Genomic DNA, 17,389 nt, shown 5'->3' with positions numbered 1-17,389 from the left:
AACACACCATAACGGCTGACGATCAAGGTCATCTGTAACGGAGAGCGTGCTCACGAACACTCCCCGAGGTCCCCGAGAGGTCGCTGAGAGCCGATCGGGAGGGTCCCACGACACAGTGACGACGTCGGGACGAGGGGGGCGGAGATGACGGCGGGCGACCGTTCGCCTGTGACGGTGATCGGCCTCGGGCCGATGGGGTCGGCGCTCACCCGGGCGTTCGTGGGAGCGGGTCACCGGACAACGGTCTGGCACCGTTCCCACCAGCGTCCGGAAGAGCCGGCGGCCAACGGCGCGATCCGGGCCGCGACGCTGGTAGAGGCCGTGTCGGCGAGCCCGTTGGTGGTCGTCCGCGTAGTCGATCACCGCGCGATGCGGGAGATCGTGAACTCGCTGGACGGCACCACCGGACGAGTGGTCGTGAACCTCACCGCGGGCACTGCGGAAGACGCCCGCGACACCGCTTCGTGGGCGGCCTCGCGAGGCGTCGGCTACATCGACGGGGCGATCCTCACCACGGCCGAAGAGCTGGGTTCGGACACCACTTTGACGTTCTACGGAGGACCGAAGGAGCTGTACCAGGAGCACGAGCCGACGCTGACCGCGTTGGGCGGCACCTGCACCTACCTGGGCGACGACGTCGGGTTGCCCGCGCTGTACGAGATGGCGTTGCACGGCGTGATGTGGAGCGCGTGGGCCGGTCTGCTGCACGGGCTCTCGCTGGTGTCGTCCGAGCACCTGGCCGCCACCGACTTCCTGCCGCACGCCACCCGGTGGCTGCAGCGGGCCGTCGGGTCCGTGCCCGAGCTGATGGCGGGCGTCGACCGGGGCGAGTACCCCGGCACGACGCTCGGCCACCAGGCGGTCGTGGTCGAGCGCCTGCTCGCCGCGAGCCGGACGGGCGGTGTGGACGACGGGCTGCCGGGCTTCCTGCTGACGCGGGTGGAACAGGCGATCCGCCGGGGACACGCGGGCGACGGGTTCGCCAGCCTGATCGAGGTCCTGCGCGACCCGCACTCCGACTGAGCACGCTCACTTGCCTGAGCTGGAAGGGGAAGGACGATGGAACGCACCGAACGAGCCGGGGCCAGGGAGTGGCTCGGGCTCGCCGTGCTCGCGCTGCCGACGCTGCTGCTGTCGGTGGACGCGACGGTGCTCTACCTCGCGTTGCCGCACCTGGGCGCGGACCTGCGCCCCAGCGGCGCCGAGACCCTGTGGATCATCGACGTGTACGGGTTCATGATCGCCGGGTTCCTGATCACCATGGGCACGCTCGGCGACCGGATCGGCCGCCGCAAGCTGCTCCTGATCGGCGCGCTGGCGTTCGGCGCGGCGTCGGTGGCCGCCGCGTACGCGACCGACCCGGCGATGCTGATCGGCGCGCGGGCCCTGCTGGGCATCGCGGGCGCGACCCTGATGCCCTCGACGCTGGCGCTGATCACCAACATGTTCCACGACGCGGGCCAGCGCGGCGTCGCGATCGCGGTGTGGGCGGCGTGCTTCTCGGTCGGCGTGGCGGCGGGCCCGCTGATCGGCGGCGCGCTGCTGGAGCTGTTCTGGTGGGGCTCGGTGTTCCTGCTGGCGGTGCCGGTGATGGTGCTGCTGCTGGTGGCCGCGCCGATCCTGCTGCCCGAGTCGCGCGACCCCGACCCGGGTCGGATCGACCTGGTGAGCGTGCTGCTGTCGCTGGCGGCGATCCTGCCGGTGATCTACGGGCTCAAGGTCGTCGCGGCGGACGGCCTCGGGTTGGGCGCGATCGCGGCGATCGTCGTCGGCCTGGGGCTGGCCGTGGTGTTCGTGCGGCGGCAGAAGTCGCTGCCGGACCCGCTGCTGGACGTGCGGCTGTTCTCGCGACCGGCGTTCCTGGGGGCGCTGCTGGCCCTGCTCGTCGGCCTCGCGGTCGTCGGCGTGGTCTACATGTTCGTGACCCAGTACCTGCAGATGGTCGAGGGCCACTCGCCGCTGGCCGCCGGGCTGTGGCTGCTGCCCTCGGCGGTGGCGATGATCGCGTCGTCGATGGTGGCGCCGGCGCTGGCGAAGCGGGTCGCGCCCGGCAAGCTGGTGGCGGCGGCGCTCGCGGTGTCGGCGGTGGGCTACCTGCTGCTGGTGTTCGTGGACGGTCCGGGCGGCCTCGCGCTGGTGGTGACCGGGCTGGTCGTGGTCTACCTGGGCATCGGGCCGATGATGGCGCTGGGCACCGAGCTGGTGGTGGGCGCCGCGCCCGCCGAGCGGGCCGGGTCCGCGGCGGCGATGTCGGAGACCAGCATGGAGTTCGGCCTGGCGCTGGGTGTCGCGGTGCTGGGCAGCGTGGGCACCGCGGTGTACCGGTCCCAGCTGCCCGAGGGCGTCCCGGCCGACGCGGTGGAGTCGCTGGCCGGAGCGCTGGCCGTGGGCGGCGCGGACGTGGTCGAGGCCGCGCGGTCGGCGTTCACCTCCGGGTTGAACGTGGTCGGCCTGGTGGGCGCGGTGGCGACGGTGGCCATCGCGGTGGTGACCGCGGTGCTGGTGCGCGGTTCCTCGGCGGAGCGGGAGATCCCCGCGGAGAAGAGCAACGCCTGACGCGTGGTCGGTTCGGCAACGCCGCCGATCACGTGGCGGCCGGGGCGGGACCACCCGCTCCGGCCCGTCCGACGACAGCTGGGGGATAGAAACCATGGAGTTCCGATTACTGGGTCCACTGGAAGTGCTGCACGACGGGCGACCGATCGCGCTCGGCGGCATCAAGCAGCGCGCCACGCTCGGCTTCCTGTTGCTCAAGGCGAACCAGGTGGTGCCGACCAGCCAGTTGCTGTCCGCGCTGTGGCCGGGTGAGGACCCACCCGCCTCGGCGCGGAAGATGCTCCAGAACGCGGTGTGGAGCCTGCGGGCCGCGCTGTCGGCGACCGACGGGCCGGGCGCGCCCCGGCTGTCCACCCAGGCGCCCGGCTACGTCCTGCAGGTGGACCCGGCGCGGGTGGACCTGTACCGGTTCCACGAGCTCGCCGAGCGCGGCCGTGCCGAGCGGGGCCGGCCCGAGGTCGAGGCGAAGGTGCTGCGCGAGGCGCTGGCCACGTGGCGCGGCGCGGCGCTGGCCGACCTCGTGGAGAGCGGCATCTGCTGGCCCGAGCTGACCGTCGTGGAGAACGCCCGGCTCGACGCGATGGAGGACTACTTCGACGCGGAGCTGGCGTGCGGCAGGCACCAGTCCGTGCTGGGCGAGCTGGAGGCGGTGGTCGAGGCGGAGCGGCTGCGCGAGCGGTCGTGCGGCCAGCTGATGCTGGCGCTGTACCGGTGCGGGCGGCACGCGGACGCCCTGGCCGTGTACAGCAGGCTGCGCACGTCGCTGGTGGAGGACCTGGGCCTGGAACCGGGCCCGGCGCTGCAGAAGTTGCAGCAGGCCATCCTCACCCACGACCCGTCGCTGGCGCTGCCCGCCGGGCGGAAGCAGGCCGTGGTCCGGCACCTGCGGCCGGTGGAGCCGATCCCGGCGCCCCGGACGTCCTCCGGGGCGCAGCGGCGGCGCCTGACGGTGGCGCTGGTGCGGGTCCGGCCGCGCAGCGGGATCACCGACGTCGACCCGGCCGTGGTCGACCACGCGCTGGCCGAGGCGACGGCGATGGCGCGGTCGGGCATCGAGGAGCTGGGCGGCACGGTAGCCACGTCCATCGGCTCGGCGTCGCTGGCGGTGTTCGGCGGGCCGTACGCGCACGGTGACGACGAGGCGCGGGCCGTGCGGGCGGCGTTGGCGCTGCGGGACTGCTTCGCCGACGGGATGAGCCGCGGCCTCGCCGTGCACATCGCGGTGGCGACCGGCGAGGCGCTGGTGCTGACCGAGCGGGACGCGCCGCCGACGGTCAACGGCGCGCTGGTCGACCACTGCCACCAGGTGCTGTCGTCCGTGCCGGAGGGCGCGGTGTGGATCTGCGGGCAGACCCGGGAGCTGACCGGTGCGGCGTTCCAGGGCACGGAGACCGCGGACGGCGCGTGGGAGATCACCGGGTGTCGCGCGCACGCCGACGAGCACGACAGCGAACTGGCCGTGGTGCGCGGCCTGCTCGACCGGACCCTGCGCCGCGAGACGCCGCACCTGGTGACGGTGCTGGGTGAGCCGGACGCGTTCCTGGACCGGTTCGCCGGTTCGGTGGACGGCGCGTGCGTGGTGGACACCCGGGTCGTGCCCGGCGAGCCGCTGGGCGCGGTGGCCGACGTGCTGCGCGGGTACTGCGGCGTGCGGCCGGAGGACGGGCTGGACACCGTGCGGGCGAAGCTGTCGTCGACGGTGTGCGCGGTGGGCCGGGCGGAGGCGGACGCGCTGGCGACCCGGCTGCTGCCGCTGTTCGACCCGACCCTGCCGGACGGCGGGGCGCTGACGGCGTGGCGGCGGTTCCTGGAACTGGTCGCCCGCGACCACCCGCTGGTGGTGGTGCTGCGCGACGTGCACCTGGCCGGTGAGGAGGTGCTGGACGCGGTGGAGTGCCTGGCGGACTCGGACAACCCCGTGCCGCTGCTGGCGGTCGTCTCGGCGACGCCCGCGCTGCGCGACCGCAGGCCCAGCTGGGGCGGCGGCAAGCCGCACGCGGCGTCCATCACCCTGGACCCGCCCCGCGACGGCACGGTCGACCGACTGCGCCGGGTCATGCTGTCCACGGCGGACAACGGCCCGTTCGGCGCCGGGGAGACCGACCCGTGGCCGAGGCGGGAGCCGGAGGGCGCGCCACTGGCGCTCCGGCGCCCGGACCGGCGCGCGGCGCACGTCATGGCGCTGGCGGGGCTGCCGCCGGGCGCGAACGGCGTCTGACCGGGACCGGACCGGCCGCGCCCCGCCGCGCGCCGGTCCACCCGGTGGGCCGTCGATGCCCTCGCCGCTCTCCCGGCAGGCCGGGCCGCCGCAGATCATCCTTGTCGCGACCGCGCGATCCGGCCGACCGGATCGCGCGGTCGGCCTGCTCACCGGCCGGAACACCCACGTCCGACCGCGCACTACCCCTTTCGGCGCATTCAGTGCTGCGCCGAACGCGCCACCTCTTCTTCGGGTCGCCGGCCGGGTGGAGGTGGCCCGACGGGCTCGTGACGAGTTAGCTTCTGGCTGTGTCGGAACGGGACGAGGTCATCGCGGGGCGTTACCGCCTGGTGGAGCTGATCGGGCGCGGGGCCTCCGGGGTGGTCTGGCGGGCGCGGGACGAGCGGCTGGGCCGGGCGGTCGCGGTCAAGTTCGTCGGGTCCGGCAGCTCGCCGGAGGCGGTGGAGCGGATCGTGCGCGAGGGGCGGGTCGCCGCCCGGTTGCGGCACCCGCACGCGGTCACCGTGCACGACGTCGTGGAGCACGGCGGCAAGCCCTGCCTGGTGATGGAGTACCTGCCGTCGCAGACGCTGGCCGAGGTGGTCGACGAGCGCGGGCCGCTGCCCGAGGAGCTGGTGGCGGGCGTCGGGTGGCAGGTGGCGTCGGCGCTGGCGGCGGCGCACGCGGCCGGGGTCGTGCACCGGGACGTCACCACGTTCAACGTCCTGCTCGGCGAGGACGGCACCGCGAAGATCGCCGACTTCGGCATCGCCAGGGCGATCGGCGAGGGCACCGTGACCGACCCGCGGATCGTGGTCGGCACACCGGCGTTCCTCGCGCCGGAGGTGGCGGCCGGTCAGGACGCGGTGTTCGCGTCGGACGTGTACTCGCTGGGCGCGACGCTGTACACGGCGCTGGAGGGCCACCCGCCGTTCGGGACGACGGACAACCCGTACGCGCTGCTGCGGCGCGTGTCGGAGGGCGAGGTCGCGCCGCTGCGGTTCCCCGGCCCGCTCGGCGACCTGCTGGCGCACGTGCTGCGCCGCGACCCGGCCGAGCGCCCGACGATGGCCGAGCTGCACGCCCTGCTGGGCGCGGTGGTCGAGGGCCGGCCGCTGCCGTGGGCGCAGCAGTCCGGCGACACGCGCCCGCTGCCCGCGCCGCCGGAACGGCAGGCGCCGTGGCGGCGGGTGGCCCTGATCGCCGGGGCCGCGGTGCTGGTCGTGGGCGGTGTCGTGATCGGCAACCGGCTGAGCCTGGACCGGGCGCCCGACAACGCCGCCCGACCGGACCCGAGCACGACCGTCGCCGGCACCTCGACCACCGTCCCGCCGACCGCCGACGGCACGTCGACCACCGTCCCGGGCACCACCACGACCACCGACCCGACCGGCCCCGCGATCGTGCCCGTGACGTCGGACTGCAGCGCGCGCTTCGGCGTCACCAACTCCTGGCCGGGCGGCTACCAGGCCCAGGTGACCGTGCGCAACGCGGGCGAGCACGCGCTGACCGACTGGACCGTCACCTGGCCCCAGCCGGACGGCCACGCGATCAGCAACCTGTGGAACGGCACGCTCAGGGTGGACGACGGCTCGGTGTCGGTCAGCAACGCCGACCACAACGCCGAGCTGCCGGTGGCGGGCTCCACCACGTTCGGCTTCACCGCCAACGGCCCCGCCACCCCCAGCCCGGACGTCACCTGCACGTCCAGCGGGTGATGAAACGTGCGGTCAGAGGTGCCGCTGCACCGCCACTCAGTGGCCATACCTGACCTGGTGGCGGTGCCGTGAGAACGGCAGACCGGCGGCGAGGGTCGAGAGGTGGTCGCGCAGCATGGATCCCACCACCGGGTACGTGCCGCCGGCCGGTTCCGGAGTCACGCCGTACAGATTTCCCGCAGCGGTGACCAGCGCATAGGTTCCTTGCTTGTCATTTGATCGGTAGATGTCCACTTCACCGGCGCCCCGGTAGTTCTCAACTGCTGTCCGGGCGGCGTCTTCGAAGTTCCGCTCGTCATCGAGTCGGTACATCGAGGCGTTGGCGAAACCCCGTCCCACGGGGGTGAATTGCAGCAAGGACCAACGCTTGACGACCTCGTAGCGCGACAACAGCTCGGCGATCTCCGCAGTCTCCCGCCAGTTCTGCCGGGTGATGACGGTTCTGACTATGACCGGAGCACCGGCACCCTCGTGGAATTCCAGCGCAGAAATCACGGCGCGAAAATTGCCCCGGGTGGACCTGAAACCATCGTGCGCCGACGACGTCGCCGCGTCCAGGGACAAGCCGCTGAGCGATACCCGTCCGTCCGCGACCCTGTCCCTGACACGAGCGTCGAACCGTTGGAAGTTCGACTGAAGCTCCACCACCAGACCTGATGCGCAGGCATGGTCGATGAGTTCTGACAGGTCTGAGCGGAGCGAGGGATCGCCACCAGCGAAGACGAAGGTCCGCACTCCGGCGTACGCGCACACGTCGATCAGCCTCAGCCCGGACTCGTGGTCGAGAGGAACGTCCTCCGTGCGGTAGCAGAATTTGCAGTGCAGGTTGCACGAGGACCAGCACTCCCAGTGCAGCTTCGTCACCCCTATGCGGACGAACGCCTCGCGACAACCGGGCGACACGATCGCGAGCGAGGTGCACGCCGCGCAGTGTCCTGCCATCCGCTCCACCTACCTCCTCAGCCGTTCGACCACTCGTGACACGGCCTCCGGCACCCTCGGCAGGTAGTTCGAGATCAGTCCAGCCAGGACACCGCCGGTGAAGGCGACGGGCACCGAACTGGGGCTCGCGAGGAGGAGTGCCACTCCGAAGGCCAACGCGGCGATCACGGGCAACCAGATCACGCGGGTGATGGCAGTCAGTGCTCCGGTGAATCCCGGTCTGCGGCTCCTCTGCCACGCCTCGTCGAACATCGCCTTGAAGATCAGCGCCAGGTTCGTCACACCGTCGGCCACCACCTCGACCATGACGCCTTGGGTGGTGCGCTGGGAAACCGGGTCGAAGACGTCGAACCTGAGTAGACGACCGTCGAGGTACATGCTGCTGGCCGCCCACAGGTCCGATGCGCGGTTCGTCACCCTCACTTCGAAGTTGTCGTACCCGTCCGAATTCCTGACCCACCCCTCGATCCTCCCCTTCGACTCCGCGAGTGAAACATTCCCGCGAATCCTCGCGGCGAGTTTCGGCGCCGCGAGGAGGACCCTGACGGACACCCCGGAGCGAGCGACGCTCTGCAGGTCGGCGACTTGAGCGAGGTTCGGCGTGGTGTTGATCATCGGCAACAGGATTTCGTGCGTCGCCGTCCTGATTCGCGGCCCGAAGGTCTCGTAGACACCAGGGTCGTGCATGTGGCCCAAGATCCGGACCTCGGGCTGGTTCACGCTCCGGCTCTGCCGCATCGCCTCGGCGAAGGCCGGATCCCCGACGAATTCCGCGGACTGGACCGGCAGGTCGGGTGAGGCGCTGCAGAGGACCATCGTGTCCTTGACCTCCCGCTCGACCACCCAACCCCGGCGGCGGAGTGCCGCCAGGGCCGCTTCCGCGACTCCAGGGGTCGACAAGCCGGGGTACTGGCGAACGAGGTCCACCACCTCCCGCTCAGGCCGGGCATGACCACGCGTGCACATGGCGACGGCGAGCACAGCCTGCGGTTGATCCAGACCAGCACTGATCAAGCGTTCCGCGAGTGCGATCTCCCGGGCGCTCAACGAACCAGCCGATGCCATCCACGCTCCTCGAACAGTGGCCGTCCCCCCGCAGCAGTCAACCAGAGCCACCCGCCGATCGACTCCACCAACGCCAGGGTCTGCGATGATCGACCTCACCACCGCCGAATGACGAGGAACGACCACCCGCCGTGTCACTTCCCATCGAGACCTTCGACCTCGCCGACCGCGACAGCGGCCCGTACGGCGTCACCGCCGGGCCCGACGGGGCGCTCTGGTTCGCGATGGTCCGGGCCGGCGCGATCGGCCGGTTGGAGCCCGGCGGGGAGTCCACCAGCCACCGGCTGGAGCCGGGCAGCGGACCGACGGTCATCGTCACCGGCCCGGACGGCGCGCTGTGGTTCACCGAGCACCTGGCGCACCGCATCGGCCGGCTGACGACGGACGGCGCGCTGGCGGAGTTCACGCCGCCCACGCCGGAGTGCGGGCCGTACGGGATCGCGGTCGGGCACGACGGCGCGCTCTGGTTCACCGAGGTCAACGCCGACCGCATCGGCCGGATCACCACCGGCGGCGAGATCACCGAGTTCGCCCTGCCGGTCTCCGGCTCGTACCCGTCCGCCATCACCGCGGGCCCGGACGGCGGGATGTGGTTCGCGCTCAACCAGGCCAACGCCATCGGGCGGATCGACGCGAGCGGCGAGGTGGCCGTCCACCCCCTGCCGACGCCGGGCGCCGGGCCGGTGGGCGTCTGCGCGGGCGCGGACGCCGTCTGGTTCGTGGAGATCAACGCGGGTCAGGTCGGCCGGATCACCCCGGACGGGACGGTCACCGAGTTCCCGCTGGCCGACCGCGAGGCCCGGCCGCACGCGATCGTCGCCGACGGCCGCGGCAACCACTGGTTCACCGAGTGGGCGGGCAACCGGGTCGGCGTGATCACCTCGGACCTGGAGGTCCGGTCGCACGCCCTGCCCGACGCCCACTCGGAACCGCACGGCATCGCGGTCGGGCCGGACGGCGCGCTGTGGGTCGCGCTGGAGAGCGGCGCCCTGGCCAGGGTCACCCCCCGCTGATCTCCTCCGCCCGCGCCGCCGCGAGGCCGTGCAGCAGGGGCACGTAGACCTCGTCCACCAGCGACGCCACCGCCTCCTCGGTCAGCGCGGCGCCGCAGTTGGCCATCATCGACTCGGAGCGGACCAGGTCGAGCGGCAGCCGCTTCACCCGGTGCGGCAGGTCGACCGGCGGCAGTTCGGCGCGCGCCACGGCGTTGACGACGATCGCCTCCACCGCCTCGGTCAGCGGTGACGGGTCGGCCAGTCGCTCGCCGAGCAGCGCGGTGACCTCGGGGTGGCGGAACGCCTCCCCCATCACGCCCGCCACCACCTCGTTCATCATCGAGTCGGCCCGGCGCGCGATGCGGCCGAACAGGTCGCGCAGGTCACCGCTGAGCGTGCCGGTGTCGGGCACGTCGTGCTCCACCGGCACGTGGCGCATCCACGCCGCCAGCACCAGCTCGGCCCGCCCGCCCCAGCGGCGGTAGATGACGGGTTTGCTCGTCCCCGCCCGGGTGGCCACCGCCTCCACGGTGAGCCGGGCGTAGCCGACCGCGCGCAGCTCGTCCCAGGCCGCGTCCAGGATGGCCTGCTCCAGCTGCGCCCCACGACGGCGCGACTTCGTCCCTGACACCCTGTCCCTTTGCCCTCTCTTTAGATACTTTGCGTTTCTTATCGTCCGGGTCTACCTTGCATGCCAGACACGATCCGTTTCTTATGGGGGAGCATCGTTGCTGAGCCGCCTGCTGCGCAACCACCTGCGGCCGTACAGACGCGAGTTGACGGTTGTGCTCGTCTTACAGCTGATCGGCACCATCGCCTCGCTGTACCTGCCGAGCCTCAACGCCGACATCATCGACTTCGGCATCGCCGCCGGTGACACCGGCTACATCCTGTCCACCGGCGGCTGGATGGTCGCCGTCTCGATCGTCCAGATCCTCTCGTCCGTCGGCGCGGTCTACTACAGCGCCCGCGTCGCGATGAGCTTCGGCCGCGACGTCCGCGCCGCCGTCTTCCGCCGCGTCGGCGAGTTCTCCGCGCGCGAGGTCGCCACGCTCGGCCCGTCGTCGCTGATCACCCGCACCACCAACGACGTGCAGCAGGTCCAGCTGCTCGTGGTGATGTCCTGCACGATGCTGGTCACCGCGCCGATCATGTGCGTGGCGGGCATCATCATGGCGCTGCGCGAGGACGTCGGCCTGTCCTGGCTGCTCGTCGTGTGCGTGCCCGCGCTGGCGATCGCCGTCGGCCTGATCGTCGTCCGGATGGTGCCGCAGTTCCGGTTGATGCAGGAGCGCGTCGACGAGGTCAACCGCGTGCTGCGCGAGCAGCTGTCCGGCATCCGGGTGGTCCGGGCTTTCGTCCGGGAGCGCGCCGAGACCCGGCGCTTCGCCGACGTCAACAGCGCCCTCACCGACACCGCGCTGCGCGTCGGGCGGCTCCAGGCGATGATCTTCCCGGTGGTGATGCTGCTGCTCAACGGCTCCAGCGTCGCCGTGCTGTGGTTCGGCGCGTACCGGGTCGACTCCGGCGAGATGCAGATCGGCGCGCTGACGGCGTTCCTGAGCTACCTGATGCAGATCCTGATGGCGGTGATGTTCGCGACGTTCATCTCCATGATGATCCCGCGGGCCGCGGTGAGCGCCGAGCGGATCAACGAGGTGCTGGACACCGAATCCTCGGTCGTGCCGCCGACCACCCCGCTGCCCGAACTGCCCCGGCACGCCTCGGTCGAGTTCCGCGGCGCGGAGTTCCGCTACCCCGGCGCGGACGAGCCGGTGCTGCGCGACATCACCTTCCGGGCCGAGGCCGGGCAGCGCACCGCGATCATCGGCAGCACCGGCACCGGCAAGACGACCCTGCTCAACCTGGTGCCGCGGCTGATCGACGTGACCGGGGGCGGTGTGCTGGTCAACGGCGCGGACGTGCGCGAGGTCGACGTCGACGCCCTGTGCTCGCGGATCGGCCTGGTGCCGCAGCGGCCGTACCTGTTCACCGGCACGATCGCGTCCAACCTGCGCTACGGCAACCCCGATGCCACCGACGAGGAGCTGTGGGAGGCGCTGGAGGTCGCGCAGGCGCGCGACTTCGTCGCCGAGATGCCCGAGGGGCTGGAGGCGACGATCGCCCAGGGCGGCACGAACGTGTCCGGCGGCCAGCGGCAGCGGCTGTCCATCGCCCGCGCGCTGGTCCGCAAGCCGGACATCTACCTGTTCGACGACGCGTTCTCGGCGCTCGACCTGTCCACCGACGCACGGCTGCGCGCCGCGCTGCGACCGCACACGCGGCACGCGGTCGTGGTCATCGTCGCCCAGCGCGTCTCCACGATCCTGGACGCCGACCGGATCGTGGTGCTCGACGGCGGCGGCGTCGTCGGCATCGGCACCCACCACGAACTGCTCGACACCTGCCCCACCTACGTCGAGATCGTCCAGTCGCAGCTGACCTCGGAGCAGGCCGCATGAGCACCACCACCCCGTCCCGTTCCGCCCCGCCGCCCCGGATGGGCGGCGGCATGCCCGGCATGGGCATGCCGATGGGCAAGGCGGAGAACTTCGGCCCGTCCGCGCGCCGGCTCGCCCGGCGGATGCGGACCGAGCGGACCGCGCTGCTGCTCGTGGTGGCGCTGGGCGTCATCAGCGTGGCGTTCTCGGTGGCCGGGCCGAAGATCCTCGGTCACGCCACCGACATCATCTTCGAGGGCGTGCTCGGCCGGGCGCGCGGCGTGCCGGGCGCGGGCGTCGACTTCGCCGCGCTGGGCGCCGTCCTGCTGTGGGTGATGGCGCTGTACCTGGCGTCGTCGGTGTTCGGCTACTTCCAGGGCCGGGTGCTGAACAACGTGGTGCAGCGCTTCGTGTTCCGGCTGCGCGCCGACGTGGAGGAGAAGATCCACCGGCTGCCGCTGCGCTACTTCGACGGCCGGCCGCGCGGCGAGCTGCTGTCCCGGGTCACCAACGACATCGACAACGTGGCCACGACGCTGCAGCAGACGCTGAGCCAGCTGCTGGTGTCGCTGCTGACCGTGGTCGGCGTGCTGGTGATGATGGTGACGATCTCGCCGCTGCTGACGCTGATCGCGCTGCTGCTGATCCCGATCTCGGTGGTGGCGACCGGGCGGATCCGCAAGCGGTCGCAGGCGTTGTTCGTGGCGCAGTGGAAGCACACCGGCGCGTTGAACGCGCACATCGAGGAGGCGTTCACCGGCCACCAGCTGGTGAAGGTCTTCGGCCGCAGGCGGGAGTCGGAGCAGGAGTTCGAGCGCCGCAACGACGAACTGCTCGGCTCGGCGATGGGCGCGCAGTTCGTGTCCGGCCTGATCATGCCGATGATGATGTTCCTGTCCAACGTCAGCTACGTCGCGGTCGCGGTGGTCGGCGGTCTGCGCATCACGTCCGGCGCGATGACGCTGGGCGAGGTGCAGGCGTTCATCCAGTACTCGCGCCAGTTCACCCAGCCGCTGACCCAGGTGGCGTCGATGGCGAACCTGATGCAGTCCGGTGTCGCGTCGGCCGAGCGGGTGTTCGAACTGCTCGACGCCGAGGAGCAGGAGCCGGACCCGGCGGAGGCGTCGCTGCCCGCCGAGCGCCGCGGCCGGGTGGAGTTCGAGCACGTCGGCTTCTCCTACCGGCCGGAGCAGCCGCTGATCGAGGACCTGTCGCTGGTGGCCGAGCCCGGCCAGACGGTGGCGATCGTCGGTCCGACCGGCGCGGGCAAGACCACGCTGGTCAACCTGATCATGCGGTTCTACGAGCTGGACTCGGGGCGCATCACGCTGGACGGCGTGGACATCACCGCGCTGAAGCGGGAGGACCTGCGCTCGCAGACCGGCATGGTGCTCCAGGACACGTGGCTGTTCGGCGGGACGATCCGGGACAACATCGCCTACGGCAACTCGTCGGCCACCGACGAGGAGATCATCGCCGCGGCGAGGGCCACCTACGTGGACCGGTTCGTGCGCACGCTGCCGGACGGGTACGACACGGTCATCGACGAGGAGGCGACGAACGTCAGCGCGGGCGAGAAGCAGCTGCTGACCATCGCGCGGGCGTTCCTGGCCAACCCGTCGCTGCTGATCCTGGACGAGGCGACCAGCTCGGTCGACACCCGCACGGAGTCGTTGGTGCAGCACGCCATGGCGGCCCTGCGGTCGTCGCGGACGAGCTTCGTCATCGCCCACCGGCTGTCGACCATCCGCGACGCCGACGTGATCCTGGTGATGGAGTCCGGGCGGATCGTGGAGCAGGGCAGCCACGACGAGCTGATGGCCGCCGAGGGCTCGTACCACCGCCTCTACGCGGCCCAGTTCGCCGCCGCGGTCTGACCGCCGGTCTCGGCGGTGGCCCCTCCCGGAACCACCGCCGAGACCGCGACCCGCTCCCCCGCGGACGGGGTCGCGGCTACCGGCTAGTCGAGGAAGTAGCCCAGGTTGCCCTCGGTGATCTGGCCCTCGCAGTTCGCGTCGTAGGACTCCATGTGGTCACCGCTGCCGCGCACCAGGCAGCGGTAGATCGGGTGGCTGCCGGCGACCTGGCCGTCGTGCGCGTAGCCGAGCAGGCCGACGCGGGTCTGGCCCTCGCAGTTGACGTCGTACGAGGTGAAGTTGTCCCAGCCGATCACGCAGCGGTACAGCGGGTGCGTGCCCGGCGCCTGGGCGGTCAGCAGCCGGCCCAGGGAGGTCTCGACCACGTAGCCCGACGGCGCGCCGGTGACGGACGTGAGGTGGTCGCCGCGACCGCCGAGGTAGCGGATCGCCGTGACGGTCGACGGGCCGCCGGTGGTCGTGCCGGTGTGCAGCAGGCGGTTCGGCGAGCCCGCGCCCGGGTTGGTGATCTTGTTCGGCGTGGAGGCGTTGACCAGCGCGGCCTGCACGGTCGCCGGGGTGTCACCGGTGTGCGTGGCCAGGTGCAGCGCCGCGGCGCCCGCGACGTGCGGTGCGGCCATCGACGTGCCGCTGATGGTGTTGGTGGCGGCGTCGCCGGTGTGCCACGACGAGGTGATGTCCTGGCCGGGCGCGAAGATGTCCGAGCACGTGCCGAAGTTGGAGAACGACGCGCGCGCGTCGGAGCTGGTCGAGGCGTTGACGGTGATCGCCTCGCGCACCAGCGCCGGGCTGAAGCCGCACGCGTCGCTGTTGGAGTTGCCGGACGCCAGGGCGTACGTGACGCCGGAGGCGATGGAGTTGCGCACCGCCGCCTCCAGGGGCGCGGTGGCCGCCGAGGCGGGCGCGCCGAGGCTCATGTTCGCCACCGCGGGCTTGACGGCGTTCGCGGTCACCCAGTCGACACCGCTGACCACCTGGGCGAACGTGCCGGAACCCGCGCAGTTGAGCACGCGGACCGCGACCAGCCGCACGCCCTTGGCGACGCCGTACTGGCTGCCGCCGACGGTGCCCGCCACGTGCGTGCCGTGGCCGTTGCAGTCGGTGTTGGTGCCGTCCACCGCGTCGTAGCCCCACGACGCCCGGCCGCCGAACGTCGAGTGGGTGGTCCGGATGCCGGTGTCGAGGATGTACGCGCGGACGTTGGACGCGGTCGTGTCGTAGTTGTAGGACGCGTTCAGCGGCAGGTCGCGCTGGTCGATGCGGTCCAGGCCCCACGACGGCGGGTTCGGCTGGGTGGCGACCGCCTGGACCAGGCCGTCCTGGCTGACCGACCGGACCGCCGGGTCCGCGGCCAGCCTCTTCGCCTCCCGCTCACTGGCGCTGACGGCGAAGCCGCGCAACGCGTGCCGCCAGGTGGCCGTGACCGTGCCGCCGTGCTTGGCGGTCAGGTCGGCCGCCTGGGCGCCGGCCTCGTCCTCCAGCACCACCAGGTAGTGCCCCGGCACGGCCGTGCCGGCGGCGGCGAGCTTGATGTCGCCCTCCGCCGCGCCCGCCGGTGGCGCACCCACCAGCAGCCCGGCGGTGAGCGCCGCGACGCCCAACACCCCGTTCACCGCAACGGTTTTCCGCTTCATCGAAACCTCCGCAGGGTTGAGATCCGACCACCGAGCGTGACACGTCGGCCGGTGGTCGCGGCGCGGACCGGTGCGGCAGCCCGTAAGAACTGCCGCTGTCCGGCGGCCCGGCTGCCCCCTGCCGGTCGCGAGGCCGGGCGGCAACCGGACGGCAGGCGTTCGGCAGCCGGCGTGGCCCAGGGTTCGTCGGTGCGCGGCCGGCCGGTGTGGCCCGGCCGCACGGACGGAAGGTGCTCCCATGGTCATCACCAGAGCGGCCCGGGTCGTGGCGGTCCTGGCCGCCGCAGCGGTCTCGGGGTTCGGCGCGGCGGCGCCCGCGGCGGCGGACCCGCCGGGACACGTGCGCGTGGCGGTCACGACGGCGTCGAGCAGCGCGGACAAGTCGGTCACCGTGAACTGCCCGCCGGGCACGGTGGTCACCGGCGGCGGTGGCTACCTGACCGCGCCGTCGACGACGGTCCAGGGCGACATCGCCATCGACCGGCTCGAACCGCACGACGACGGCAGCGGTTTCACCACCACGCTGAGGGAGGCCCGGTCGACGCCCGACCTCTGGCGGATGACGGGGGAAGCCCTGTGCGCCACGCCGCCGGCGGGGTGGGACGTCGTGTCGGTGACCGGCCCGCTCAGCGCCTCGGTCGTGTCCGCCGGGTGCGGCGACAAGACCCTGATCGGCGTCGGCGGCCGGATCAACAACGGCGGCGGTGACGTGGTGCTGGACCACGTCGTGCCGTCGAGCACGCTCAAGTCGGTCACCGTGCGCGGCACGCTCATCCCCGGCCGCAACCGGACGACTTGGAGCGTCACCGCGTTCGCGGTGTGCGCCAACACCACCGCGCAGCTGGTCATGTGGTCGGCCCCGGTGTCGGTCGACCCGTCCAAGTCGCTGAACACGTCCTGCGCGAACGGCCGGGCGCTCTACAGCGTCGGCGCGTCGATCACCCCCGGCAGCGGCCTGGTGTACCTGGACGTCGTGCACGCGGTCGACGCGGACACGATGGCCGCGCGCGCCAACAAGGCGACCGGGGCCGCCCCACCGGCCTGGGGGCTGATGGGGTACGGCATCTGCGGCTGACGACCGGACCGCCGTCCGGGGGCCTGCGCGGCAACCGGACGGCAACCGGCGGCTGCTCCCCTGCGCCGCACAACGTTCCCAGGACGACAGGAGAGCACAGTGCGCGTGTTGGGCATCGCCGCGTCGTTGTTGATCCTCCCGCTGGCACCGGCCGCGCCCGTCGCGGCCGGGTCGGTGGGGGTGTTCGGCGCGACGCTGCGCTTCACCGGTCACGACGGGGTCGCCAACCGGGTGAGCCTGCTGCCCGGCGGGGCCGGCCACGTGGACGTCGACGACAAGGCCGGCCCGATCGACCTGCTGGGCGGGTGCGTCCCCTCCCCCGCCTCGGGCTACCCGAACAAGGTGACCTGCGACCTGACCGGCGTCACGGCGGTCGTGCTGGACGGCCGCGACGGTGACGACGGGCTGCTGGTCCGCGACCCGATGTCGGTCCACCTGCTGGGCGGCGCGGGGAACGACGTGCTCAACGGGTCGGACGGGGACGACGTCCTCGACGGCGGGTCCGGGGACGACGTGCTGGACGGCGGCGCCGACGACGACGTGGTCGCCTACGCCGAGCGGGTCAACGGGGTGCTGGCGGACCTCGACGGCGCGGTGGGCGACGACGGCTCGCCGGGCGAGCGGGACACCGTCCAGCGGTCGGTGGAGCACCTGGTGGGTGGCGCGGGCGACGACGTGCTCATCGGGTCCGGGCCGGCGAACAAGCTCGTCGGCGGCCCCGGTGACGACCGGTTGTCCGGCTCGGCGGGCGCGGACCGGCTCGTCGGCGGCGCGGGGTTCGACCTGCTCGACGGCGGCGCCGAGGTCGACGGCTGCGACGTCGGCGAGGGCGGTGGGACGGCGGTGGGCTGCGAATCCGTCACCTGAGCCGGTTCCGGTGTATTTC

General features: G+C 72.3%; 13 protein-coding genes. 9 read left to right on the top strand and 4 right to left on the bottom strand.

All coding sequences use genetic code 11. The features are described from left to right. The first annotated feature begins 144 nt into the window (after nt 1–144). The 4 genes from AB0F89_RS24585 to AB0F89_RS24570 all read left to right on the top strand — a co-directional run bounded on the left by AB0F89_RS24585 (nt 145) and on the right by AB0F89_RS24570 (nt 6,474). Nucleotides 145–1,023 (top strand): NAD(P)-dependent oxidoreductase, encoded by an 879-nt coding sequence (locus AB0F89_RS24585; protein WP_367127934.1) that lies wholly within the window; start codon nt 145–147, stop codon nt 1,021–1,023. A 36-nt stretch (nt 1,024–1,059) separates the two neighbouring features. After that, on the top strand, nt 1,060–2,556 hold the full coding sequence (locus AB0F89_RS24580) for an MFS transporter (protein WP_367127933.1): 1,497 nt from the start codon (nt 1,060–1,062) through the stop codon (nt 2,554–2,556). Nucleotides 2,557–2,650: 94 nt separating this feature from the next. Next, on the top strand, nt 2,651–4,774 hold the full coding sequence (locus tag AB0F89_RS24575) for a BTAD domain-containing putative transcriptional regulator (RefSeq protein ID WP_367127932.1): 2,124 nt from the start codon (nt 2,651–2,653) through the stop codon (nt 4,772–4,774). A 290-nt stretch (nt 4,775–5,064) separates the two neighbouring features. Further along, complete coding sequence (locus AB0F89_RS24570) at nt 5,065–6,474, top strand: protein kinase (RefSeq protein WP_367127931.1); 1,410 nt, start codon at nt 5,065–5,067, stop codon at nt 6,472–6,474. Between the two features lie 36 nt (nt 6,475–6,510). Here AB0F89_RS24570 and AB0F89_RS24565 read toward each other — a convergent pair whose 3' ends face one another. Further along, complete coding sequence (locus AB0F89_RS24565) at nt 6,511–7,416, bottom strand: radical SAM protein (RefSeq protein WP_367138996.1); 906 nt, start codon at nt 7,414–7,416, stop codon at nt 6,511–6,513. A gap of 9 nt (nt 7,417–7,425) precedes the next feature. Continuing rightward, a complete protein-coding gene (locus AB0F89_RS24560; protein ID WP_367127930.1) occupies nt 7,426–8,481 on the bottom strand; it encodes a hypothetical protein in 1,056 nt (351 codons plus the stop codon). Between the two features lie 131 nt (nt 8,482–8,612). On the opposite strand from AB0F89_RS24560, the gene AB0F89_RS24555 reads away from it, so the two are divergent. Beyond that, nucleotides 8,613–9,494, top strand: a complete 882-nt coding sequence (locus tag AB0F89_RS24555; protein WP_367127929.1) for a virginiamycin B lyase — start codon at nt 8,613–8,615, stop codon at nt 9,492–9,494. Here AB0F89_RS24555 and AB0F89_RS24550 read toward each other — a convergent pair. Next, the gene (locus AB0F89_RS24550) at nt 9,481–10,107 is read right to left on the bottom strand and encodes a TetR/AcrR family transcriptional regulator (RefSeq protein ID WP_367127928.1); all 627 of its coding nucleotides are present in this window, start codon (nt 10,105–10,107) and stop codon (nt 9,481–9,483) included. The two genes, AB0F89_RS24555 and AB0F89_RS24550, sit on opposite strands and share 14 nt — an antisense overlap. A gap of 97 nt (nt 10,108–10,204) precedes the next feature. On the opposite strand from AB0F89_RS24550, the gene AB0F89_RS24545 reads away from it, so the two are divergent. Beyond that, entirely contained in the window at nt 10,205–11,938 is a 1,734-nt protein-coding gene (locus tag AB0F89_RS24545; protein WP_367127927.1) for an ABC transporter ATP-binding protein, read from the top strand. A gap of 38 nt (nt 11,939–11,976) precedes the next feature. Further along, a complete protein-coding gene (locus AB0F89_RS24540) occupies nt 11,977–13,794 on the top strand; it encodes an ABC transporter ATP-binding protein (RefSeq protein ID WP_367138994.1) in 1,818 nt (605 codons plus the stop codon). An 83-nt stretch (nt 13,795–13,877) separates the two neighbouring features. Here AB0F89_RS24540 and AB0F89_RS24535 read toward each other — a convergent pair whose 3' ends face one another. Then, nucleotides 13,878–15,428 (bottom strand): S8 family peptidase, encoded by a 1,551-nt coding sequence (locus AB0F89_RS24535; RefSeq protein ID WP_367127926.1) that lies wholly within the window; start codon nt 15,426–15,428, stop codon nt 13,878–13,880. Nucleotides 15,429–15,666: 238 nt separating this feature from the next. Between AB0F89_RS24535 and AB0F89_RS24530 the strand changes: the two genes are divergently transcribed. After that, a complete protein-coding gene (locus tag AB0F89_RS24530) occupies nt 15,667–16,503 on the top strand; it encodes a hypothetical protein (protein WP_367127925.1) in 837 nt (278 codons plus the stop codon). Between the two features lie 99 nt (nt 16,504–16,602). After that, entirely contained in the window at nt 16,603–17,370 is a 768-nt protein-coding gene (locus AB0F89_RS24525) for a calcium-binding protein (RefSeq protein WP_367127924.1), read from the top strand. Nucleotides 17,371–17,389 lie beyond the last annotated feature (19 nt).

The sequence above is a fragment of the Saccharothrix sp. HUAS TT1 genome, from assembly GCF_040744945.1.
GTDB lineage: Bacteria > Actinomycetota > Actinomycetes > Mycobacteriales > Pseudonocardiaceae > Actinosynnema.
Note: the sequence above shows the minus strand (reverse complement) of the source record. Positions and strands in the feature narration are given on the sequence as shown.